Here is a 21485-nt window from a genome sequence, read left to right as displayed (position 1 = left end):
TAAGGAGATTGCCATGGCGGACAGCGGTACCGGCGGCATCAGCGGCGCGGACGGAATCGCCGGCCTGGACTTCGCGAGCGTCACCCCCGAGGAGTTCGCGAAGATCGTGAAGGGCCTGTCCGGCAAGGAAATCACCGAGATCGCCCAGGACGGCGAGCTGCGCGCCCGCGTCCTCGCGGAGGTCTTCGCGCGCATGGAACGGCAGTTCAAGCCGGACGCGGCGGGCTCGCTCAAGGCGCTGATCCGCTGGAAGATCACAGGCGTCGAAGAGGTGGTCCACGAAACGGAGATCGCGAACGGCACCTGCACCGTCCGCGAGGGCCGCTCGGACGCCGAGCCGCGCGTCACGCTCATCATGTCCGACGCCGAGTTCCTCAAGCTGGTCTCCGGCAACGCGAGCCCCGTGACGATGTTCATGATGCGCAAGGTCAAGATCGCCGGCGATGTGGCGCTCGCCGCCGGCCTGACCCGCTACTTCGACATCCCGAAGGCGTGAGGTGACCCTGCGATGCCCTTCTCCTTCGAACTGACCGAAGAGCAGCGGGACTTGCGCGACTGGGTACACGGCTTCGCGGCCGGGGTCGTGCGTCCGGCGGCCGCCGAGTGGGACGAGCGCGAGGAGACGCCCTGGCCCGTCATCCAGGAGGCCGCGAAGATCGGCCTCTACGGCTTCGAGTCCCTGGCCGACCTCTTCGGCGACCCCTCGGGCCTCTCCCTCCAGATCGCCAACGAGGAGCTCTTCTGGGGCGACGCGGGCATCGGCATGGCCCTCTTCGGCACGTCCCTCGCCGTGGCCGGGATCTTCTCGGCAGGCACGCCGGACCAACTGGCGGAGTGGGTGCCGCAGTGCTTCGGCGACGAGGACGACCCCAAGGTCGCGGCGTTCTGCGTATCCGAGCCCGAAGCGGGCTCGGACGTCTCGGCGATGCGGACGCGCGCCACGTACGACGCGGCGCGCGACGAGTGGACCCTGAGCGGCCAGAAGGCGTGGATCACCAACGGCGGCATAGCGAATGTGCACGTCGTGGTCGCGTCCGTCGACCCCGCCCTCGGGTCGCGCGGGCAGGCGGCGTTCATCGTGCCGCCGGGCACGCGGGGGCTCGAAGGCGCCCGGAAGATCAAGAAGCTGGGGCTGCGCGCCTCGCACACGGCGGACGTCTTCCTGGACGACGTACGCGTACCGGGTCACTGTCTCCTCGGCGGCAAGGAGCGTCTGGACGCGCGGCTCGCGCGGGTCCGCGAGGGCGGCGCCAAGGGGCGGGGCCAGGCGGCGATGGCGACGTTCGAGGTGAGCAGGCCGACGGTGGGCGCGCAGGCGCTCGGCATCGCACGGGCGGCGTACGAGTACGCGCTGGAGTACGCGGGTTCGCGGGTCGCCTTCGGCCGGCCGATCATCGAGAACCAGTCGATCGCCTTCGCCCTCGCCGATCTGCGGACCGAGATCGAGGCGGTGCGGCTGCTGATCTGGCAGGCGGCCTGGATGGCCCGCAACGACAAGCAGTTCGACGCGGGCCAGGGCTCGATGTCGAAACTGCGGGCCGGCGAGCTGGCCGTCGCGGCGACCGAGAAGGCGGTGCAGGTGCTTGGCGGTGCCGGGTACAGCAGGGAGCATCCGGTGGAGCGGATGTACCGGGACGCGAAGATCTACACGATCTTCGAGGGGACGAGTGAGATCCAGCGGCTCGTGATCGCCAGGGCCATCTCGGGGCGGCAGATTCGCTGAACCAGACTAATTCCGGCTTGTCCGGCGTTTGATGACGAACTCGGCGAAGCCGGTGATCGACCGTAAGACCATGACGCCGACGCACTCCTACGCACGTGAGCCGGACGCCGCCCTCGGGCTGCTCAACAGCAACCGTGGCGGCCCCCTCACCGCCCCGCGACCCTACGTACGCGTGGCCCTCTGTCTGCTCCCCGCCCTGCTCATCACGGTCGCCGGGTTCCGGCGGCGCTGGATGTCCGACGACGGGCACATCTATGTCCGCACGGCCCGTCAGATCCTGGCGGGCAACGGACCCGTCTTCAACGCGGGCGAACGCGCCGAGTCCGCCACCGGCACCCTCTGGCAGTGGCTCCTCGCACTCGCGGGCCTGCCCGGCATCGACATCGCGACGGCGGCGATGTACGGCGGGCTGCTGCTCACCGCCGCCGGATTCGCGTTCGCCTCGCTCGGCGCGGTGCAGCTGTACTCGACGGACCGCACGGTCCTCCCCCTCGGCTGCCTGGTGCTCCTCGCCCTGCCGCCCGTCTGGGACTTCGCCACCTCGGGCCTGGAGACCGGCCTTGCCACCTGCTGGATCGCGGGGGCCTGGCTGCTGCTCGTCGCGCGGCACTGGTCGCTCGTCACCAGCGTGGTCATCGGTCTGGGCCCGCTCGTCAGGCCGGACCTGGCGCTGGTCTCCGCGGTGTTCCTCGGCGCGCAGTGGCTGATGGCGCGCCCTTCGCGGTGGGCGGCGCTCGGCGCGCTCGGGGCTGCGATGGCGCTGCCGGTCGCGTACGAGATCTTCCGGGTCGGCTACTACGGGCAGTTGATGCCGCTGCCGGGCGTGACCAAGGAGGCCTCAGAGAGCATGTGGGCACGCGGATTGTTCTACTTCACGGACTTCGCCGGGCCCTATCTGCTGTGGATGCCCGCCGTGCTGATCCTGGTGGCGGTCCTCCCGTCGGGCCGCAGCCGGACCGTCATGCCGCCGCTGATCCCCGCGCTGGCGCCCGTCGTCGCCGGGCTGCTCTGCTGGGCCTACGTCATCAAGGTGGGCGGCGACTTCATGCACGGCCGGATGTTCCTGCCGGGCCTGCTGCTCATGCTCCTGCCCGTCTTCCTGGTGCCCCTCACGCGCGCGTGGGCGATCGCGACGCTCGGGGTCGGCCTGTGGGCGCTGCTCTGCGCGAACTGGCTGCGCGTTCCGTACGAGGGTCTGATCGGGCCCGGGGGTATCGCGGACGAGCGCGGAGTGTACGTACGCCAGAACGCGGCCCCGCACCCCCTCCACCACAGGTTCGCGGGCTACGGGGCCAACGCCGACTACGCCCGTCTCGTCCGCGACGCCACCCGCGACGGCACGCCCACGCTGCTCCTCGCCAGGACCCCCGTCGCCGCCAACTCCCCCGCCGTCACCGGCGTCTACAGCACCCTCGGCTTCAGCGGCACGGTCGTCCCGCTGGACGGGGCCGCGCTCGACCCGATCGGGCTCGCCTATCCCCTGGCGGCCCACGCGGAGCGGATCCCCGGCCGGGTGGGCCACGACAAGCGCCTTCCCGACACGTGGATCTTCGCCGACCGAGGCCACGGCGCCCTCCCCGACGGCCTCGACCCGGCGGGCGTCGCCGCCGCCCGCCGTGCCCTTGACTGCGGTCAGCTCGCCGAGCTGCGGGAGGCGACGAGGGACCCGATGACACCCGGCAGGTTCTGGCGCAACGTCACCGGATCCTGGGAACGTACGACGTTCCGCTTCCCGAACGATCCGGTCCGGGCGGAGAGGGAGCTCTGCCGGGGCTGATTCACGTCCGTCCCGTGCGACCCCTCGAACACCAACTGCCTTTCCCTGCACGGGTCTTGAATGTTGGGTGATCGCGTCCGATGCTGGCGGTTCTTGTTGTCTTACGTTCGGAGTTGCAGCATGAGCGACGCACATCTTCCGAGCCGCCGGTCCTTCCTCGTCACCGGCACCGCGCTCGTGGGCTGGGCGGCCTTCGTCGCGCAGAAGCAGGCCTTCGCGGCGGAGGCGAAGGGGCCGAAGACCCCTGAGTGGAATGCCGATCCGCGCGTCTTCCAGGTCAACAGAGAACCGGCAAGGACCAGACTCGTCCCGTACGCCTCCACGGCCGACGCCCTGCGCGGCGAGCTCACCGAATCGCCGTACTACCGCTCCCTCAACGGGACGTGGCGCTTCCACTGGTCGAAGAACCCCGAGCGGCGGCCGACCGGCTTCGAGGCCGACGACTACGACGTGAGCGGCTGGGACCACATACCCGTGCCCTCCAACTGGGAGATCGAGGGCTACCCGGAGCCGATCTACCTCAACATCAGATATCCGTGGGAGGGCTACGAGAAGCCCGACTTCCCGGACGTACCCAAGGACTTCAACCCCGTCGGCTCCTACCGCCGCACCTTCACCGTCCCCGACGACTGGTCCGGGCGCCGCACCCTGATCTCCTTCCAGGGGGTGAAGTCGGCCTTTTTCGTCTGGGTCAACGGCAAGAAGGTCGGCTACAGCGAGGACAGCTACACCCCGGCCGAGTTCGACATCAGCCCCTTCCTCCGCCCCGGGACCAACTCGCTCTCGGTGGAGGTCTACCGCTGGTCCGACGGCAGCTGGCTGGAGGACCAGGACATGATCGACCTGTCCGGGATCTTCCGGGACGTGTATCTGTACGCGATCACACCCGTCCATGTGCACGACATCTTCGTACGGACCGATCTCGACTCGGCGTTCCGCGACGCGACGCTGTCCGTCACCACCGTCGTACACGACAGGACCGGCAAGGCTCCCCAGGGCGAACACCGCATCACGGCACGGCTGTACGACTCCGACGGCCGCCCCGTGCCGGACGCGAAGCTGACCGGTGAGCCCGTCTTCGACGAGCCGCTCACCTTGAAGGCCGACGTGAAGGCGCCCGCCCTCTGGTCCGCCGAGGACCCGAACCTCTACACCCTCGTCGTCACCCTCACCGACGGCAAGGGCCGCACGACCGACATCCAGCGCACCCGGGTCGGGTTCCGCCAGGTCGACTTCGGACCCGGCAAGTGGACGGTCAACGGCAAGCACGTCATGTTCCACGGCACCAACCGGCACGAGTCGACCCCCGAGCACGGGCAGGCCGTACCGGAGTCGGTCATGGTCGAGGACGTCCTGCTGATGAAGCGGCACAACATCAACGCCGTCCGCACCTCGCACTACCCCAACCACCCGCGCTGGCTGGAACTGTGCGACGAGTACGGCCTGTACGCCATCGACGAGACGAACCTGGAGACGCACGGGGTGCGCGACCGGCTGCCCGGCTCGCTGCCCGAGTGGACCGACGCCTGCGTGGACCGGCTCCGCTCGATGGTCGAACGCGACAAGAACCACGCCTGCGTGGTGGCCTGGTCACTGGGCAACGAGGCAGGCGAGGGCGGCAACTTCAAGACCATGGCGGGCTGGGTGCGCGCCCGCGACAACTCCCGTCCCGTGCACTACGAGGGCATGAACTCCGTCGCCGACGTGCACAGCGAGATGTACACGAAACCGGCCGACGTCGAGAAGTACGGCACGTCCGGCAACCCCAAGCCGTACATGCTCTGCGAGTACACGCACGCCATGGGCAACAGCAACGGCAACCTCCCCGAGTACTGGGAGATCTTCGAGAAGTACCCGAACCTGCACGGCGGCTTCGTCTGGGACTGGGTCGACCAGAACATCCGCCGCCCCATCCCCGGCGACTCCAAGCACACCTATCTCTCGTACGGCGGCGACTGGGTCCCCGGCTATCCGACGGACGGCAACTTCAGCTGCAACGGCCTGGTCGCATCCACCCGTTCGCCGCACCCGGGCCTCTTGGAGATCAAGAAGGTCTACCAGCCGCTGTCCGTCACGGCCGACGACCTCGCGGCGGGCACCGTCAAGGTCCGCAACAAGCACCGCTTCAGCGGCCTGGACGCCTACGAGCTGCGCTGGAGCGTGACGCGGGACGGCGAGGAGATCCAGCACGGCACACTCCGCGCGCCCGATGTGGCGCCGGGCGCCACCGGCACCGTACGCATCCCGTACAAGAAGCCGGGCGAGCTCGAACCCGGCGCCGAGTACTGGCTCGACGTGACCTTCGCCCTGCGCGACAAGACCCGCTGGGCCGCCGCGGGTCACACGGTCGCCGCCGAGCAGCTCCCCCTGGACTGGCGGTCCCCCGCGCCCGCCGACCCGGCGCCCGGCACGCTGCCCGCCCTCGAACTGACCGAGAGCGAGAGCGAGGTAAAGGTCACGGGACGCGAGGTCGAGGTGATCCTGTCGAAGTCGGCCGGCACCCTCACCTCGTACAAGATCAAGGGGAAGCTGCTGCTCGCGGGCGGCCCCGCGCCCAACTTCTGGCGCGGGCCCACCGACAACGACATCGGCCGCAAGTACCACGAGCAGGCGGCCACTTGGCGGGACGCGGGCGCGAAGGCTTCCGTCAAGGAGGTGAAGGCGGCGCAGCCCTCGCCGGGCGAGGTCAGCATCGAAGTGACCGCGACGCTGCCGACCGCCCCGCTGCCGTCCGCCTGGCACACCGTGTTCACCGTGCGCGGCGACGGCGAGGTGCGGGTCAGGCACACCCTGAAGGCGGCGGCCGGGCTGCCCGATCTGCCCATGGTGGGCGCCCTGTTGACCGTCCCCGCCGGGTTCGAGCGGCTCGACTGGTACGGCCGCGGTCCGCACGAGAACTACCAGGACCGCAAGTCGGCGGCGTTCGTGGGCCGTTACCGCTCCACGGTCGACGAGCAGGTCGCGCCGTACGTCCGGCCGCAGCAGACGGGCAACATGACGGACGTACGACGCCTGACGCTCGCCGACCGGTCGGGCGACGGCCTGACCGTGCTCGCCGACCCGGCGGAGGGTGAGGACCTTTTGGAGACCAGCGCGCTGCACCACTCACCCGCCGACCTGGACGGGCCGCGGCACCCGCACGAGGTGAAGCGGCGCGACGAGACGGTCCTCGGGGTCAACCACCGGCAGATGGGGGTCGGCGGCAACGACTCCTGGGGCGCACCGCCGCTGGAGGAGTACCTGCTGCACTCGGGCCGCACGTACACGTACGCGTACCGGCTGCGAGCACTCAGCCAGGCTTGATCTCACCCTCGCCCTCGCCTCCGCCGTCCTCGCCGCCGTATCCGCCGGTCAGGCGGTCCGCCTGGCGGACGGCGGCCGTGAGGTCGCGCAGGGACTTGTCGTCATCCGAGGTCAACTCCTCGGCGCGCCGAGCCAGTTCGGCCAGCGATGGTGCGCCGGGGAGGGGCTGCCACGTGGGAGAACCCGTGGAGGTGGACATCGGCGGCTCGGTCTGCCTGGAGGTCCCTTGCCGCAGCGCGTCCGCGAAGTACGCGGCGACCGCCGCGGTGCGCAGTCCGCCGTTCGCCTCCCACAGCCGGCCGTCCAGGTCCCCGGACTCGATCTGATTCGACTCCTCGTGCGGGGCACGGCTGTCGGGGTCGAGCCAGCGGACGTTGGCGGTCGCCACGTGCCCGCTCGCACCGGGCTTCATCTGTACGGCATACAGCGCGGTCACGGTGTGTCCGGGCCCGATCTCGCCGCCGTCCACGCTGTCGTCGCGGAAGTCGTCGTCGGCGACCTCGCGGTTCTCGTACCCGATGAGCCGGAACCGCTGGACGGTCTGCGGGTCGAAGGCGACCTGCGCCTTCGCATCGCGGGCGCGCAGCTCGATATTGGCCGGCAACTGCTCGCAGAAGACCTTCCGGGCTTCTTCCGTGTCCGATACGTAGGTGGTGTGGCCGTCGCCCTTGTCGGCTAGGCGCTCCATGAGCGCGTCCCCGTAGTCACTGCCCACACCGACCCCGAAGAGGGTGATGCCGTGTTCCTTGCGGGCGTCGGAGATCCGCTCCAGGATGCCGTCGGCGCTGGTCTCACCAGTGTTGGCGAGGGCATCGGAGAGGAGCACGACGCGGTTGGTGGCGCCTTCGCGGCGGCTCTTGACCGCCGTGTCGTAACCGGTGGTGATGCCTGCTTCGAGGTTCGTGGACTGAGTGGGCTCCATCTGGTCGATGGCCGAGTGCACCCGGCCGCGGTGGTCCCCGAGGCGGGTCATGGGCAGGACGGTCTCGGCGCTGTCGCTGAAGGTGACGAGCGAGATGGAGTCGTCGTCGCGGAGCTGGTCGGTCATGATGCCGAGCGACTCCTTGACGAGGTCGAGGCGGCCGGGCTCGGCCATGGATCCCGACACGTCGATCACGAAGGTGAGGGCGGCGGGCGGCCGTTCGCCCTGCGACTCCCCGGCGCCGGTCGCGAGCCCCACCCGCATCATCGACCACCCGTCGGCGTCGGTGCGGGCCCCGTCCACGTTCACGGAGAACCCGTCGCCCTCGGGGCGGGGGTAGTCCTGCCGGAAGCTGTTCACGAACTCTTCGGGGCGGACCGTCGACGGGTCCGGGAGCCTGCCCTCGGCGAGGGTGCGGCGGGCGAAGCCGTAGGAGGCGGTGTCCACGTCGAGGGCGAAGGTGGAGAGATAGTCCGGGGGCGGCGCGAAGTCCCGCTCCTCACCTTCCTCCTGCCGCTTGTCGCCGTCCGGCGCGGAGGGCATGGCGGGCGCGGGCATCGGCCCCGCGTCGGTGCCGCCGCCCCTGCGGCTCTTGTCTGCGTTGTCGGATGCGCGTTCGCCCCCGGCGCCCCCGCTGCACCCGGCTAGCAGCAGCCCCCCGGCCACGGTGGCGGCGAGCAGCGCCTGCCGTATCTTCCAGGTCCGCATGGTGATCCCCCTAGCTTCTTTCCGGCACTCGTGACTGTGACGCCGGGGCGGACCGCGGGGATCGACCGGGGATGTTGCGGAAGTGTCTCGATGTGGCTACGGCGGGCTGGCGCCGTGGCGCTGCGCGGGCCGGGGGCGGGCCCGCAGGTGGCTGCCCCCGGCGTCTGATTGGTCGCCGCCTGCGCGCGCGTGCCCGCAGGTGCAGGCCCGGCGCGGCTGGTGCCGTGGCGCGGCTCGAACCGCGCGCGTCCCCGCAGGTGCCGGCCCCGGCGTCTGACCGTCGCCGCCTCGTCCCCACCCACCCGCCCCCTCCTGGCCCGTGGTCGACCTCGGCGGCCGGGCGGGATGGGCGAACCATGGGCCGGTGGCGGTGGGGTGACCGCCTGCGATGCAGAGTTGCCGAGCCAAGGGCTTTGCTGGACCTGCGACTTCGATTGGCACCGCCTCCTCCCCACCCACCCGCCCCCTCCCGGCCCGCGGTCGACCCCGGCGGCCGGGCAGGATGGGCGAACCATGGGCCGGTGGCGGTGGGGTGACCGCCTGCGATGCAGAGTTGCCGAGCCAAGGGCTTTGCTGGACCTGGGTTTTGATGGGCGCCGGGGCCGCCCGGTTGCCCGGAGTGTGGCGGTTCCGGTCTGGGAGTCAAGGGCGCCCTTCGGGCGTCGGCTGCGCCGATTCCGCTTCGCTCCACCCTTGACACCCACCCCTCCACCGCGAGAAGCGTGATGACCGGGCGGCCACGAAGCGGGGCTCACGGGGACGGCATGGCGGGGCGTCCGGTTTTACGGCCGGGTGCGGACTGGTTCGTTTCAGCGTGCCGTGAGGTGGAAGGGGCGCGGCCGGTCCGGGAATGGGTCCCGGTTTCGTCAAGCGTCTGCCGACCGGATTTTCCGGGGTGGCCGTCACGGGAAAGGGTGGGAGGGCCGAGGCGGTCTGAAGCCTGGTGAGCGGCTGATTGCGGGAAAGTCCCACGACATGCCGCACACAGGCGCTGATGGGCGGGATCTTGTTGCATTCCGCCTCCTCGACGCCCGAGATGCCGCTTTGCCCTGACGGGAGGGAGAGGGATGGGTGTGCAGGGAGGGCCCTGACGCCACACCCTTCCGGGCCGCCTCTTCGGCCTCAGCACGGGCGGCAGCGACACCACCCCGGAAACAGTCGGCGATCCGGTCGGCCATTACCTGCCCGACCGGCACGGATGCCGAAGCGCCCGGGGGTCCGGGACCTACTTCGGTAAAGGGCGCATCGCGCAACGCATGCGCCCCCCTTCTGCCAGGACACAACTTCGCCGAACCCTGCCTCCAAGCGACCCGTTGCGTTCACGCCACGGAGAGTTCGCACCACACATATTTGCCGGTGTCGCCCGTGCTCGTGAGCGGATGCCAGCCCCAGCCGTCGGCACAGATGCGGACGAGGGCAAGGCCGCGGCCCTGTTCAGCGTCCGGGGCAGTATGCGGCGGGGGCACCGGTGGCGTCGGATCGGCATCCCAGACGCCGATGCGGAGGAGCCGGCCCGACCAGCGCAGGCGGAGGGCGGCGGGGCCCTTGGTGTGACACAGGGCGTTGCCGACCAGCTCGGTGGCGAGGAGTTCGGCGGCCTCGGAGAGGTGGGGCAGGCCGTGTGCGGCGAGGATGAGGCGGAGGGTGCGGCGGCAGATGGTGACGGCGCGGGGGTCGTGGGGGATGTAGAGGGTGTATTCCCATGGTTCGACAGCAGGATCGGGAGCGGGATCTTCCGGTGTTTTCGGCATGGCGGAACTCCGGTTGAGGGGAGGGGGGTTGGTGCGCTGCGCGGGCGGGCGGTGGCAATGCCGCGGCCGTCGTGGCAGGACGGAGTGGTGCGCTTCCGGGTGCCCGGTTGTTTCGCAGCGTGTGCGTTACATCACTGACAGTAGGAGGTTCAGTTGAACCTCGTCAAGCGGGACTGGGATACTCAGAGACCTCAACTCGCGGGAAAGCAGAGGTACATGTCGGCACGTAGCGTCATCACGGCACGCCAGGAACGGCTCGGCGCCGAGCTGCGCAGGCTGCGGGAACGGGCAGGACTGACCGGGCGGGAGGCTGCTCGGGGCATGGGATTCGCCGAGACCCGGATCTCCGCCGTGGAAGGCGCGCGGGTGGGAGTGAGCGCAGAACGCGTCCGCTACCTGGCGAGTCAGTACGCGTGCGATAACAGCGCCCTCATCGACGCGCTCGCGGCCATGGCGGACGAGCGGGGACGCGGATGGTGGGAGGAGTACCGCGGACTGGTGCCGTCCGGCTATCTGGATCTCGCCGAACTGGAGGATCGCGCCGCGTACTTGAGCACGTTCCAGACTGTGCACGTACCGGGTCTGCTACAGACCGAGGAGCAGCTCAACGCCGTCTTCAGCACCTCGGTGCCGAGACTGTCGGACGACGAGATCGAGCGGCGCGTACAGTTCCGGCTGCACCGCCAGAGGATCCTGGAAGCAGATCGCACAGTGCCCTACCGGGCATTGGTGCATGAAGCAGCACTCAGGATCAAGGCGGCCGACAGCAAGGCCGCGCGGCGGCAGCTCTTGCACATCCTGGAGCGGTCCGAGCTCCCACAGGTGACCGTGCGCGTCATCCCATTCGAGGTGGACGGATTCGCCGGAGTCGTCCACCCGCTCCTGTACGCGGGTGGCCCCGTCCCGCAGCTGGACACAGTGCTCGTGGAGGGCCAACACGGCGGAGCGTTCCTGGATGCCGAAGCGCAGTTGGCCCGCTACCGGCAGGCCCTCCACCAGGTGGAGCAGGCCGCGCTGGGAGTCATAGAGTCACGGGAGTTCATCCACCGACTCGCGCAGAGCATGTGAAAGGTCCGGACATGGCAAAGGGCACCGAGTGGCAGAAGTCCTCATACTCCGGCGGTGGAGACGCCCCCGACTGCGTGGAACTCACGGCAACCGCAGGAACCATCCACCTCCGCGAAAGCGAAACCCCCGGCACCGAACTGTCCGCCTCCCCTGGACAACTCGCCTCGTTCATACGCGCCGTGAAGTCACGGACGGGCAACCTGGCCGGGAGCCGGGGCCTCAGCTGACCGCGCCCTTACGCGCGAGCCCGACGGTGTCCAGTCAGTCCTCAAGCGCCGGGCGGACAGGCCTCTGGACATGAGAACTCCGGCATCGCACGATTCGGGGAACACGTCACCAGCGCTACCGACAGGAACGTCGGACGCTCGAGGTAGAAGCCCTGGGAGACGTCCCCGCCCCATCCCAGCGTCGCAGCGGCCGAGTCGACCAGGATGGACAGCCGCGTCGTGTCGCGGTCGCGGTCTGCGGCGAATCTGGGGGCGTACTCGACGAGCCGTTCGCCGAGCCATTCCGCAGACCGCTTGGGGTGCTCCCAGGTGCCCCGGATCAGCCTCCGGGGCTTGATCAGCCAGTACGCCGTCTCCAGCGGCGGGAGGTCCACCACAGGGAATTCCGCCATCACCTCTCGATGCCGCTGGATAATCTCCAGGCTGCTACCGGCTGGTGGCGGGTCAGGGTGCGGTGGCCGCCGTAGGGCTTCGTCGTCGAAGCGTTCCTTTGAACCGATCCACAGATATCCGTGGTGGTGCAACTCAGCTTCCAGTCTCGGTAGTTGAGCCAGCCGGCCCCCGGAGCGGGGACCGGCTGATAAGAGGCGGGACTCAGGCCGAGAGACCGAAGCAGCCGGGGTCGATACCGGCCGCGTCCAGCTCCGCCGTCGTGAACCGCAGCGGCGTCATATCGGGCCGCTTGCTGTCGCCCATGGCCCAGGCATCGGGGCCGATCCGGGTCAGGGTTACGCACCCCTCGGTACAAGGGCCGCCGCACGCCTTGGAGAACTCAGCGCCGCTGATGTCGAGTGCGTACAGGTCGGTTCCGGGCATGGTGCAACCTTCCGTAGAGGGATCAGATGGAGACGGCAGACTCAGGTCCGGCCGGGGCCGCCCTTCGGGACCACAGCCACATCAGGGCCCAGCGCCGTGGCGCTGCCCCTCAGCAACTCGTGGCGGATGGAGCGGATATCGGCCAAGGCATCCGCGAGGTTGTCGCGCAGCAGCTCAGCCTCAGAGGGCAACAGGGTCATTTCCGTGTCTGCCACGTGCCGACCGTCCTTCGACAGCCACACCGGGACCCTGACGTTCCCCTTGTCGTCCCGGTAGGCAGGTCGACTGGGGATTGGGTCCATGCGCCAACCACGCGCTACTGTCTGCGGCTCTCTCGGTTTGCTCGGCATGGATTCATCGTCGGGCCGAAGCAGCAGCGGCTCTAGTTTTATTTGTGTTGTCGGGTAAATGTCTCGGACCACTCCGCCAGGAGTCTCCGAGCCTCTTCCCCGAAGACCGCGTAGCGCTCGTACGACCGGAAGTCGTCCAAGTATGCCGTCACGTCTCGGTGGTCGCGGAAGACCATGGCGCCCGTACTGGTTTCGACAGTGGCCAGGCGTCGGTCATATACCGTGAACGTGTTCAATGGCCGTTCGGGGATGTACCCGCTAAGGGGGATGATTCCTAGCCGTACAGTCGGGATGCGAGAGACTGAGGCCAACCGATCTAGCTGCATGGCCATTGCGAGGGGCGGAAGCAGCGGCCATCGAACGGCTTGTTCCGTGAGCAGGAACGTGAACGACTTCGACGAATCGTAGAGGACGCCCTGACGCTCAAGTTTCTTCGCAATGGTCTTGGACTGGTCTCCTGGTACGTCGGCGATGCTGGCGCGCACGTATTCCGAGGAGGCAAGTAGCCCGGTGACCATGGACAGCAGGAAGAACCGGAACTCTGTAGTCGCAGCTTCGAGCCCCGCCAGTTCGTTCTGCTTCTTGTCCAGTCCTCTGCGGCGCGAGTTCCAATGGTCTTGCCACTCGGTGTTGGCCGATCGAGCAAGGGCCATTATTTCGACGGTTAGAGGCCCCTCGACGCCAAGTGCCTGAAGGATCAATTCAACGTCGACGATGGTCGGCGTGAGCTTGTTTCCTTCAATGTTGCTGACCTTGGTCTGAGACATGTTGCAGCGCTTGGCGAGCCAGACCTGTGTCTTCCCGGCCCGCCTTCGTTGGCCTTTCAGGACTGCAGCCAGGTCCGACCTGGACTGACCTAGCTCCTCGGGTTCAAAGGTCAATGCCCTTCACGTACTCCTCAAAGGGCACCGACTCAGCTACCGCGATTCGCTGGTATTCAATGAACGGCGCCGCGTCTCCGTCGTGCACTTTGCGGCTGATCTGCCTACCGTCCGGGTGGTAGTTCATGAGTACCACTTCGGAGTGATCGAACATCCAGAAGTCTTGGACACCTTCCAAGGGGTTGGTGCGGTCCGTCACATCGAGAATGCGGATCCGCTCCCCCGCCAAGGAGTGGGGCGCATAGTACTGCGAGAACTCAAAGCGCAGGTAGTCGGAGAGAGGGCGAGTGACGATGTGTACACGGCCCTGTGTGCGCCCTTCTGCGGCCTGTCGGCGAAGCCGGTCTGTGTACTCGTTCTGCACCGTGTGGGGGTCGGTACGGGATCCAGCCTTGAACGCCGAAAGCTCGTCGGCTTCCTGCGGCATGAGGTACTGAGGCAGGGACTCAAGTCGCCACGCTTCCCGCCGGAAGCCCTCGAACCTGGCAGCCCACTCCTCACCAGCCAAGAGCACGGAACGCCTCCCTCAGCACGCCCTCAGGGATCTCCACCAGTGCCTCACCCTGGGGTGGCTCAAAGGCTGCGGATACGTCGCCCTGGACGACGATGGAGCCGGACGCGGTGCGGTAGACGTTGGGGCAGTCGTCCTTCCCACAAGGGCCGCCATTGCCGTTGCCTGTGAGTCGGGTCAGTTCTTCGCGCGCCATGCTGAACCCCTTTGCCGTGTCCCCTGGTTGGACCTGTTGACCACGACGGTACGAGTGGCAGGAACGGCAGTCCATGCGGGGACGTCAATATTCGCGTCTTCGCATAAAGAGGCCCCTGCCGGTCTCTCCCGGCCGGAGCTCAGCTGACCACGTCCTTCCGCGCAAACCCCCGGAACGCCAACGCGAACAGCACCACCGCGTACGTCACCGAGACCGCCGCCCCCTGAATCATCCCGCCCCTATCACGTGGTGATCCACGAGGCGGCGCTGCGTGTGCGAGTGGCCGATCGCGGTGTAGCCCGAAGGCAGTTGCTCCACATTGCGGAGCAGTCCGAGCGGCCTCAAGTCGCCGTGCGGATAGTCCCGTTCGACGTGGACGGTTTCACCGATATCGGCAATCCACTGCTGATCGCGGGAGGCCAGGTACCGCAGTTGGACACCGTCCTGCTGGACACCGCGCACGGCGGGACCTTCGTGGACGCGGAGGCACAACTCGGCCGGTACCGGAGGGTGATCAACGACGTGGAGGGGGTGGCGCTGGGAGTCGTAGAGTCGAGGGACTTCATTCACCAACTGGCGAAGTCCATTTGAAAGGTCCCGACATGACGGCGGCACCCGTGTGGCAGAAATCCTCGTTCTCCGGCAACGAGGACGCACCGAACTGCGTAGAGCTCGCCACGACCACCGGAGGCATCCTGCTCCGCGAAAGCGACGCCCCCGGCACCGAGCTGTCCGCCTCCCCCGCACAGCTCGCCGCCCTCATACGCAGCGTGAAGTCACGCGCCGAGGGCCGGACCCAGGACCTCTGAAGCCTGATCCCGGTTTCCCGTTCTGGAAACCCCACCCTCTTGCTCCTGGGCCACCGGTCCCGGAACGATCGACCTAGACATCAGGTCAACGGGAAGGGGATCGCCGTGAAGGTCACCACGCTCGCGACGACATGCGACAAGAAGGACTGCCCCACCATCTACAAGACGGACCGGGGCACGATCCTCGTGCAGGGCGAGACGCCGACCGACCATGGTCTGTCGATCCCGGACCACGAGAGCCTCGTGGAAATCCCCATCGGCCTGATCAAGAAGGCGTTCGGTGACCAGCTTGGCTAGGGGCCTGGGAGACCTGTTCGACCACTTCGAGCAGGAAGCGTTCCGGCTGGAGACGCTGGACGACTACAGCCGGTCCGGGAGTGTCGACGCCTACCGGCTGTTCCTCGACGGCCACGGCAAGCCGGCCGGCTACAACGCCGACTGGCTCGAAGACGTACGGGGGCACGTCGACGCTGGACGACGCATGTACCGCGTCCACATGCTCACGCGGCCGCTCACGCCCTATCTGCGATTCGAGTTGGGGTGGGGCTACGTCACGAACAGCACGGCCGGGGAAGAGTTCTTCATCCTTGACGTGACCGACCGGCCCAGTCCGCTGCCCGAAGGTGTCGGGGACTTCTGGCTGTTCGACTCGACAACACCGGCCCGTTTCACCTACAGCGACGGCAAGTTCCTCGGCGCCGACGTATTGCCCGACGACCGTGGCCCCGAGTACGCCGCATACCGGGACACGGCCCTCGCGCACGCCGTGCCGTTCGCTGACTGGTGGGCACAGCACAGCGAGTGAACCGATCGGAGCTCGGCACCGCGCTGCGGGTGCTGCGGGAGGCGTCCGGAAAGGAAGCCAAAGCGGTTGCCCGCGGCGCTGTCATGTCCGCCAGTAAGCTCAGCAAGATCGAGACGGGGAAGGTCAGCCCCAGCGCCGACGACGTAGATCGGGTCCTGACCGCAATAGGAGTCTCGGAAGACGTCAAGATCGAATTCATGGACGCGGCGCGCGCAGCGGCCACGGAGACCACGGCATGGCGCCTGATACAGCGTGCCGGACTCCACAAGGCACAGCGGCAGCTACAGGGTATCGAGGCCCGCATGACCCTGCTGCGGGTCTTCCAGCCGGCCCTGGTCCCCGGCCTGCTCCAGACGCCGGAGTACATGCGCGCCGTCTTGTCGCGGCACGAAGACCTGACTCAGGAGAGCGTCAGACAGACCGTGATGGCGAGACTGGAGCGCCAGGACGTGCTCCAGGATCCCGGAAAGACCCTCCGATTTGTGATCACGGAACCTGTGCTCCGGTGGCTGATCGTCCCGGCGACTGTGATGGTCGGGCAGTTGGACCGACTCGCCTCCGTCTCACGCCTGCCGCACATCGACGTGCGCGTCGTGCCCTTGGCGGGTCCGAAGCACGACATCCCCAACCACCCGTTTGTGATCCGCGACGACAGGGCCGCGACGGTCGAGACCGTGCATGCCGAAATCGTCGTGACGGACCCGAGGGACGTTGCGCTGTACGTCGCCAAGTTCGACGGCTTCGCTCAAGACGCCCTGCACGGCGACGGCATGAGAGCCCTGCTCGAAGGCATCCGGAACGACCTCTTGCCGCAACGAGAAACCCACTAGAGCCACATCGCCCCTGGTCCGACGATGAATGCATGCCGAGCGAACTGAGGAAGCCGCAGCAACCGGTAGCGCGTGGTTGGCGCTTGGAACCGATCCCGAGCCGACCGGCGTACCTGGACCCCGAGGACAACGTGCGGGTTCCGGTGTGGCTGTCGAAGAACGGTCGGCACGTGGCTGACACAGAGATGGTGCTCCGACCGTCCGAGGCAGAACTACTGCGCGATCACGTCGATGGCGCCCTGGGTGAAGCCTCCGCCCCCTCCATTCTCCACACGCTGTGCCGGGACAACGCCATGGCGTTGTGGCCTGGGGTGGTACTCGTCGTGAAAGACGGGCCCTTCTGAGTCAGCCTCCGCGCACCCGCTCCCCTACGGAAGGTGAACCATGCCCGGACCCGACTTGTACGCCCTCGACATCAGCAGCACCGTGTTCAACAAGGCCTGCGGCGGCCCCTGTACCGAGGGCTGCGTGACTCTGACCCGTATCGGACCTGACGAGTGGGCCATGGGTGACAGCAAGCGGCCCGACATGACGCCGCTGCGGTTCACGACGGCTGAGCTGGACGCCGCCGGTATCGATCCTGCCCGCTTCGGTCTCTCGGTCTGACCCCCTGCCGGCCGGTCCCCGCCGCCGAGGACCGGCCGACCCAACTCGACAGGCTGGAACACGAGTTGCATCACCACGGATACGCATGGCTGGGGGAGAGGAAACAGTTCGACCAGGAGGCCCTGCGACGGCCACCCCATCCTGACCCGCCTCCAGTCGAAGGCAACGCGGAACTGCTCAACCGCTACCGGGAGGTGCAGGCGGAGTTCCCCGTCGTAGACCTTCCACCGATGGGAACAGCCTTCTGGCTGATCAAGCCCAGCAAGCTGGTTCGGGGTACCTGGGGGCGCCCCAAGCAGGCCGCGGAATGGCTCGGGGAGCGGCTGGCCGAGCATGCGCCCCGATTTGCATCACCGCAGGACAGAGACACCACGAAACTGGCCGTGCTCGTCGCCTCAGCGGTCGAGCGGCTGTCCTGGGGCGGTGATGTGTCCCTCGGGTACTACGTGGGCCAGACGCAATTCCTCAGCCTGGCCATCGTCGCGTGTCCGAACCGGGCGGAACGCGAGCTGCCGTGCCCGGCACCCGGGAACCCGGAGGACCCGGAGACCCCGCAAGCCCCCCTCAGCTGACCACGTCCTTCCGCGCAAACCCCCGGAACGCCAACGCGAACAGCACCACCGCGTACGTCACCGAGACCGCCGCCCCCTGAATCATCCCGCCCCACTCCGGCCGCGGCTGAATCGCGTCCGCCCATGCGAACTGCCAGTGCGCGGGGAGGAAGTCGCGCCAGCTGCCCAGCGCCGTCACCGCGTCCAGGACGTTGCCGACGATCGTCAGGCCGACCGCCCCGCCGACCGCGCCCAGCGGCGCGTCCGTCTTCGTCGACAGCCAGAACGCAAGCCCGGCAGTCACCAGTTGGGACACGAAGACGTATGCCACGACGATCACGAGGCGCTGCGCCGCCGTGCCCGCCGGCAGCGTGCCCCCGGTCGGAATCTCCAGCGGGCCCCAGCCGTACGCCGCCGTACCGACCGCGAAGGCGATCAGAGGGAGCAGGATCATGGCCGCCGCGCTCAGGCCCAGCGCGACGGCCAGTTTGGACCAGAGGAGGCGGGCCCGCGGCACGGGGGCCGCCAGCAAGTAGCGCAGGGACGACCAGCTCGCCTCCGAGGCGATCGTGTCGCCGCAGAACAGTGCGACGGGGATGACGAGCAGGAAGCCCGCCGACACGAACAGACACGTCGCCGCGAAGTTCGCGCCGGACGCGGTGGCCGTGTCCATCAGCGTCACCCGGCCGTTCTCGGCCCCCGGCGACCCCGCGATGGCGAAGGCGATGAGGAGGACGAAGGGCAGCAGGGCCATCACCGCGCCCATCACCAGCGTGCGGCGCCGCTTCAGCTGGCGCACCGCCTCGACCCGCAGCGGCAGCGTCCGCCCCGGGCGGTAGCCGGGCGCGGTCTCGACGAGCCTGGGCCCGGCCGTGGGCACGGACTCTTGCTCAGTGATGGCGCTCACGCGGAGTCCCCTCCGATCAGGGTCAAGAAGGCGTCCTCAAGGCGGCGGTGCGGGCCAAGGGCGTCCACGGGCAGCTCCAGGCGCACCAGTTCGGGCAGCAGCCGGGCGGCGCTCGCGCCGTCCGTGCCGTCGAGGCGGACGAGGAGCCCGCCTTCCGCGCGGACCGCCGAAGCCACGCCGGGCAACGCGGCGACCTTGTCGACCAGGGGATCCGAGATGTCCGCGGCAAGCCCCACGAGCAGGGTGTCGCCGGAGCCGACGATCTCGGACACCGGGCCCGCCTGGACGAGACGGCCGCGGTCCATGACCACCAAGTGCGTGCAGGACTGTTCGACCTCCGCCAGGAGATGGCTGGAGACGATGACCGTGCGGCCGCCCTCGGCGTACCGGATCATCACCTCGCGCATCTCGCGGATCTGCGGCGGGTCGAGGCCGTTGGTCGGTTCGTCGAGGATCAGCAGGTCCGGCAGGCCGAGCATCGCCTGCGCGATGGCGAGCCGCTGCCGCATGCCCTGGGAGTACGTCCGCACCGCGCGGGCAAGGGCGTCGCCAAGCCCGGCGATCTCCAGCGCCTCGTCCAGGTGGGCGTCATCGGCGGGGCGTCCCGTGGCCTTCCAGTACAGCTCCAGGTTCTCCCGGCCGGAGAGGTGCGGGAGGAAGCCCGCGCCCTCCACGAAGGCGCCGACGCGGGAGAGGACCGGAGCGCCCGGCCTGATCGCCTGCCCGAAGACGCGGATCTCGCCCGCGTCGGGGCGGATCAGGCCCATCAGCATGCGGAGGGTCGTTGTTTTGCCCGCGCCGTTGGGACCGAGGAGGCCGAGCACCTGGCCCCGCTCGACGCGGATGGAGACATCACGGACCGCGTAACGGTCCGCCGACTTCGCGTACCGCTTGCTCAAGTCCGTGATCTGCAACGGGACTTCGGCAAGTTGCGGGTCCGGCGCGGGAGCCGTCGTCCGGCGCCGTGCAGTCAGCAGGAGGGCGAGCGCGATCACCACTCCCGTGATCGGGAGCCACCACACCCAGGCGGGCAGCGGCGCCGCCGCCGTCTTCACTCCGGGCGCGGTGGGGACCGACAGGTCGCTCTTGAGGGACACCGTGTACGTGGTGGGCTCCGCCGGAGAGGCGTAGCCCAGGTCCGTCGAGGAGAGGACGAGGCGGAGGCGGTGGCCCTTCTGCAGGTCGTGGTCGACGGCGGGGAGGGTCAGGTCGACGTCCTTGCCGCCCTTGGCGCCCGCGTTCTCCACCCTTACCGGCGCGACCAGTTGCGCGGGCAGCACCGGCTGCTCGTCGCCCGGACCCACGTCGTACACCTTCCCGAAGAGCACCGCGTCGTCGCTCTCGGACTTCACGTGCACCCGCACGGTCGGGGATCCGGTGAGCCGCACGTCGTCCTTCAGCGGCGCCGACTCGAACGCGGCGTACTGGCCCGGGAAGTCGAGGGAGACGCCGACGCCGAGCGAGGACAGCTGGGAGAGGCCGCCGCCCCCGACGCCCGGCAGCGCGGAGATCGCGGGCGGCGCGGCCCCCGCCGGGTTCTCGAAACTCTGCTCGCGTCCGGCAGCCGCGGGGCGGTTCTCGCTCCCTGCGGCGCCCTGCCCGAACGCGCCCCCGGGCGTCATCCCGGGCGCGCTGCCGGTCAGCGGCACCTTGCGGAGGCCGCTCTCCAAGCCCGGATACCGGTCCGCGCTCGCGCCGCGCAACGTGGCGGCGCCATCGGTGGAGTCGATGCCTCCGGTGCGCGTGACCCGGAACGCCGGTCCCGTGTCAGCGTTCTTGTCGCTCTTGTCGTCCTTCAGATAGCGGTCGAACCACGACCCGATGCGTGCGTTCACCCGCCCCGTCTCGCGGTCCCCGCCGTCGTGGCCGCCGGAGATCCAGTCGACCGACACGGGTGCGTGGTTGCCGCGGATCGCCTTGGCCATCGCGTCGGCCTGGCCCAGCGGGAACAGGGAGTCGGACTGGCCCTGCACGATCAGGGCGGGCACCTTGATGCGGTCGCCGACGGCGGACGGGCTGCGGCCCGCGAGGAGTTCGCGGGCCCGGTCGTCCGGCTTCCCGGAGACCGCGACCCGGTCGTACATCTCGCAGAGCTGCTTCTCGAACCGGTCGCAGCCGCCGCCCGTGCTGATGAAGAGACCCGCCCAGAGCTTCTTGAACACACCGTGGGGGAAAAGCGCGTCGCTGAGGTTCCAGTACGTGATCTGGGGAGCGATGGCGTCCACGCGCTTGTCGTGTCCTGCGGCAAGGAGGGAGATCGCGCCGCCGTACGAGGCGCCGGTGACGCCCACCCGCGGGTCGCCGTCCTTGTCCAGCTCCACCTCGGGGCGGTCGGCAAGCCAGTCGATGAGACGGGAGACGTCGGCGACCTCGCCCTTCGGGTCGTTCAGACCGATCCTGCCGGTGGATTCGCCGAAGCCGCGGGCGGACCAGGTGAGCACCGCGTACCCCTCGCGGGCGAGGTCCTCCGCCTGGTCGCGTACGTCCGCCTTGCTGCCCCCGAAGCCGTGGCCGATGAGGACGGCGGGGCGCTCGGCCGAGGGATCGCCCGCGGTGAAGTACGACGTGTCGATCTTCGCGCCGCCCGCGCTCTTCATCTCCATGACGCGGTCCGAGCGGTGGACGGCGGGGGCGTCGTCCGAAGCCACGGCCGTCCACGTGCCCGCGCCCACCAGCACCACGAGGGCGGCGCCGGCGGCGAGCAGTCCACGCTTGGGCAGTCGTAGATCCATGCGTCAACCGTA

At 68.9% G+C, this 21485-nt stretch carries 24 protein-coding genes; 14 read left to right on the top strand and 10 right to left on the bottom strand.

Features of this window, described 5'->3' with window-relative positions:
- Window positions 1-13: 13 nt before the first annotated feature.
- From AB0O76_RS01775 to AB0O76_RS01760, 4 genes are all read left to right on the top strand, one after another.
- Window positions 14-496 carry an SCP2 sterol-binding domain-containing protein gene (locus AB0O76_RS01775; protein WP_365483949.1) on the top strand — a complete coding sequence of 161 codons (483 nt, stop codon included), beginning with the start codon at window positions 14-16 and terminating at the stop codon, window positions 494-496.
- Between the two features lie 12 nt (window positions 497-508).
- Window positions 509-1723: an acyl-CoA dehydrogenase family protein gene (locus tag AB0O76_RS01770; RefSeq protein WP_365483946.1), complete on the top strand. Its 1215-nt coding sequence runs from the start codon at window positions 509-511 to the stop codon at window positions 1721-1723.
- A gap of 70 nt (window positions 1724-1793) precedes the next feature.
- The gene (locus AB0O76_RS01765; RefSeq protein ID WP_365483943.1) at window positions 1794-3500 is read left to right on the top strand and encodes a hypothetical protein; all 1707 of its coding nucleotides are present in this window, start codon (window positions 1794-1796) and stop codon (window positions 3498-3500) included.
- A gap of 120 nt (window positions 3501-3620) precedes the next feature.
- Window positions 3621-6803 (top strand): glycoside hydrolase family 2 TIM barrel-domain containing protein, encoded by a 3183-nt coding sequence (locus AB0O76_RS01760; protein WP_365483940.1) that lies wholly within the window; start codon window positions 3621-3623, stop codon window positions 6801-6803.
- Here AB0O76_RS01760 and AB0O76_RS01755 read toward each other — a convergent pair.
- On the bottom strand, window positions 6790-8433 hold the full coding sequence (locus tag AB0O76_RS01755; RefSeq protein WP_365483937.1) for a von Willebrand factor type A domain-containing protein: 1644 nt from the start codon (window positions 8431-8433) through the stop codon (window positions 6790-6792). The genes AB0O76_RS01760 and AB0O76_RS01755 overlap by 14 nt on opposite strands.
- A 1319-nt stretch (window positions 8434-9752) precedes the next feature.
- Window positions 9753-10184: an ATP-binding protein gene (locus AB0O76_RS01750; protein WP_365483934.1), complete on the bottom strand. Its 432-nt coding sequence runs from the start codon at window positions 10182-10184 to the stop codon at window positions 9753-9755.
- 216 nt (window positions 10185-10400) lie between these two features.
- Between AB0O76_RS01750 and AB0O76_RS01745 the strand changes: the two genes are divergently transcribed.
- Together AB0O76_RS01745 and AB0O76_RS01740 are read left to right on the top strand one after the other, a co-directional pair.
- Entirely contained in the window at window positions 10401-11252 is an 852-nt protein-coding gene (locus tag AB0O76_RS01745; RefSeq protein WP_365483931.1) for a helix-turn-helix transcriptional regulator, read from the top strand.
- A gap of 11 nt (window positions 11253-11263) precedes the next feature.
- Window positions 11264-11479: a DUF397 domain-containing protein gene (locus AB0O76_RS01740; protein WP_365483928.1), complete on the top strand. Its 216-nt coding sequence runs from the start codon at window positions 11264-11266 to the stop codon at window positions 11477-11479.
- Window positions 11480-11520: 41 nt separating this feature from the next.
- On the opposite strand, the gene AB0O76_RS01735 is transcribed toward AB0O76_RS01740, so the two are convergent.
- From AB0O76_RS01735 to AB0O76_RS01710, 6 genes are all read right to left on the bottom strand, one after another.
- On the bottom strand, window positions 11521-12003 hold the full coding sequence (locus AB0O76_RS01735; protein WP_365483925.1) for a hypothetical protein: 483 nt from the start codon (window positions 12001-12003) through the stop codon (window positions 11521-11523).
- A gap of 70 nt (window positions 12004-12073) precedes the next feature.
- Window positions 12074-12295, bottom strand: a complete 222-nt coding sequence (locus AB0O76_RS01730) for a DUF397 domain-containing protein (RefSeq protein ID WP_365483922.1) — start codon at window positions 12293-12295, stop codon at window positions 12074-12076.
- Between the two features lie 41 nt (window positions 12296-12336).
- Window positions 12337-12510, bottom strand: coding sequence for a hypothetical protein (locus AB0O76_RS01725; protein ID WP_365483919.1), 174 nt, complete (start codon window positions 12508-12510; stop codon window positions 12337-12339).
- 173 nt (window positions 12511-12683) lie between these two features.
- Window positions 12684-13526 carry a helix-turn-helix transcriptional regulator gene (locus AB0O76_RS01720; protein WP_365483916.1) on the bottom strand — a complete coding sequence of 281 codons (843 nt, stop codon included), beginning with the start codon at window positions 13524-13526 and terminating at the stop codon, window positions 12684-12686.
- A complete protein-coding gene (locus tag AB0O76_RS01715) occupies window positions 13516-14040 on the bottom strand; it encodes a DUF6879 family protein (protein WP_365483913.1) in 525 nt (174 codons plus the stop codon). The genes AB0O76_RS01720 and AB0O76_RS01715 overlap by 11 nt, the downstream gene beginning before the upstream one ends.
- Complete coding sequence (locus tag AB0O76_RS01710) at window positions 14024-14233, bottom strand: hypothetical protein (RefSeq protein ID WP_365483910.1); 210 nt, start codon at window positions 14231-14233, stop codon at window positions 14024-14026. The genes AB0O76_RS01715 and AB0O76_RS01710 overlap by 17 nt, the downstream gene beginning before the upstream one ends.
- 246 nt (window positions 14234-14479) lie before the next feature.
- Between AB0O76_RS01710 and AB0O76_RS01705 the strand changes: the two genes are divergently transcribed.
- From AB0O76_RS01705 to AB0O76_RS01670, 8 genes are all read left to right on the top strand, one after another.
- A complete protein-coding gene (locus AB0O76_RS01705) occupies window positions 14480-14824 on the top strand; it encodes a Scr1 family TA system antitoxin-like transcriptional regulator (RefSeq protein ID WP_365483907.1) in 345 nt (114 codons plus the stop codon).
- Between the two features lie 11 nt (window positions 14825-14835).
- Window positions 14836-15042, top strand: coding sequence for a DUF397 domain-containing protein (locus AB0O76_RS01700; RefSeq protein WP_365483904.1), 207 nt, complete (start codon window positions 14836-14838; stop codon window positions 15040-15042).
- Between the two features lie 105 nt (window positions 15043-15147).
- On the top strand, window positions 15148-15339 hold the full coding sequence (locus AB0O76_RS01695; protein ID WP_365483901.1) for a hypothetical protein: 192 nt from the start codon (window positions 15148-15150) through the stop codon (window positions 15337-15339).
- Window positions 15323-15847, top strand: a complete 525-nt coding sequence (locus AB0O76_RS01690) for a DUF6879 family protein (protein ID WP_365483898.1) — start codon at window positions 15323-15325, stop codon at window positions 15845-15847. The genes AB0O76_RS01695 and AB0O76_RS01690 overlap by 17 nt, the downstream gene beginning before the upstream one ends.
- Window positions 15823-16677, top strand: coding sequence for a helix-turn-helix transcriptional regulator (locus AB0O76_RS01685; protein WP_365484426.1), 855 nt, complete (start codon window positions 15823-15825; stop codon window positions 16675-16677). The genes AB0O76_RS01690 and AB0O76_RS01685 overlap by 25 nt, the downstream gene beginning before the upstream one ends.
- A gap of 32 nt (window positions 16678-16709) precedes the next feature.
- A complete protein-coding gene (locus tag AB0O76_RS01680) occupies window positions 16710-17021 on the top strand; it encodes a hypothetical protein (protein WP_365483896.1) in 312 nt (103 codons plus the stop codon).
- Window positions 17022-17061: 40 nt separating this feature from the next.
- A complete protein-coding gene (locus AB0O76_RS01675) occupies window positions 17062-17283 on the top strand; it encodes a DUF397 domain-containing protein (RefSeq protein ID WP_365483893.1) in 222 nt (73 codons plus the stop codon).
- A 65-nt stretch (window positions 17284-17348) separates the two neighbouring features.
- The gene (locus AB0O76_RS01670) at window positions 17349-17855 is read left to right on the top strand and encodes a hypothetical protein (protein WP_365483890.1); all 507 of its coding nucleotides are present in this window, start codon (window positions 17349-17351) and stop codon (window positions 17853-17855) included.
- On the opposite strand, the gene AB0O76_RS01665 is transcribed toward AB0O76_RS01670, so the two are convergent.
- Window positions 17848-18741, bottom strand: a complete 894-nt coding sequence (locus tag AB0O76_RS01665) for an ABC transporter permease (RefSeq protein WP_365483887.1) — start codon at window positions 18739-18741, stop codon at window positions 17848-17850. The two genes, AB0O76_RS01670 and AB0O76_RS01665, sit on opposite strands and share 8 nt — an antisense overlap.
- Entirely contained in the window at window positions 18738-21473 is a 2736-nt protein-coding gene (locus tag AB0O76_RS01660; RefSeq protein WP_365483884.1) for an alpha/beta fold hydrolase, read from the bottom strand. The genes AB0O76_RS01665 and AB0O76_RS01660 overlap by 4 nt, the downstream gene beginning before the upstream one ends.
- Between the last annotated feature and the right edge of the window lie 12 nt (window positions 21474-21485).

It is taken from the genome of Streptomyces sp. NPDC086554, from assembly GCF_040686095.1.
Taxonomy (GTDB): domain Bacteria; phylum Actinomycetota; class Actinomycetes; order Streptomycetales; family Streptomycetaceae; genus Streptomyces.
The sequence above is the reverse complement of the archived record's forward strand: the minus strand, read 5'-3'. Positions and strand labels throughout refer to the sequence as shown.

Coding starts and splice junctions, on each gene's coding strand:
- AB0O76_RS01760 (WP_365483940.1), top strand. CDS start 3,621: ATGAGCGACGCACATCTTCCGAGCCGCCGGTCCTTCCTCGTCACCGGC.
- AB0O76_RS01765 (WP_365483943.1), top strand. CDS start 1,794: ATGACGCCGACGCACTCCTACGCACGTGAGCCGGACGCCGCCCTCGGG.
- AB0O76_RS01770 (WP_365483946.1), top strand. CDS start 509: ATGCCCTTCTCCTTCGAACTGACCGAAGAGCAGCGGGACTTGCGCGAC.
- AB0O76_RS01750 (WP_365483934.1), bottom strand. CDS start 10,184: ATGCCGAAAACACCGGAAGATCCCGCTCCCGATCCTGCTGTCGAACCA.
- AB0O76_RS01730 (WP_365483922.1), bottom strand. CDS start 12,295: ATGCCCGGAACCGACCTGTACGCACTCGACATCAGCGGCGCTGAGTTC.
- AB0O76_RS01675 (WP_365483893.1), top strand. CDS start 17,062: ATGCCCGGACCCGACTTGTACGCCCTCGACATCAGCAGCACCGTGTTC.
- AB0O76_RS01745 (WP_365483931.1), top strand. CDS start 10,401: ATGTCGGCACGTAGCGTCATCACGGCACGCCAGGAACGGCTCGGCGCC.
- AB0O76_RS01700 (WP_365483904.1), top strand. CDS start 14,836: ATGACGGCGGCACCCGTGTGGCAGAAATCCTCGTTCTCCGGCAACGAG.
- AB0O76_RS01755 (WP_365483937.1), bottom strand. CDS start 8,433: ATGCGGACCTGGAAGATACGGCAGGCGCTGCTCGCCGCCACCGTGGCC.
- AB0O76_RS01740 (WP_365483928.1), top strand. CDS start 11,264: ATGGCAAAGGGCACCGAGTGGCAGAAGTCCTCATACTCCGGCGGTGGA.
- AB0O76_RS01775 (WP_365483949.1), top strand. CDS start 14: ATGGCGGACAGCGGTACCGGCGGCATCAGCGGCGCGGACGGAATCGCC.
- AB0O76_RS01710 (WP_365483910.1), bottom strand. CDS start 14,233: ATGGCGCGCGAAGAACTGACCCGACTCACAGGCAACGGCAATGGCGGC.
- AB0O76_RS01660 (WP_365483884.1), bottom strand. CDS start 21,473: ATGGATCTACGACTGCCCAAGCGTGGACTGCTCGCCGCCGGCGCCGCC.
- AB0O76_RS01680 (WP_365483896.1), top strand. CDS start 16,710: ATGCCGAGCGAACTGAGGAAGCCGCAGCAACCGGTAGCGCGTGGTTGG.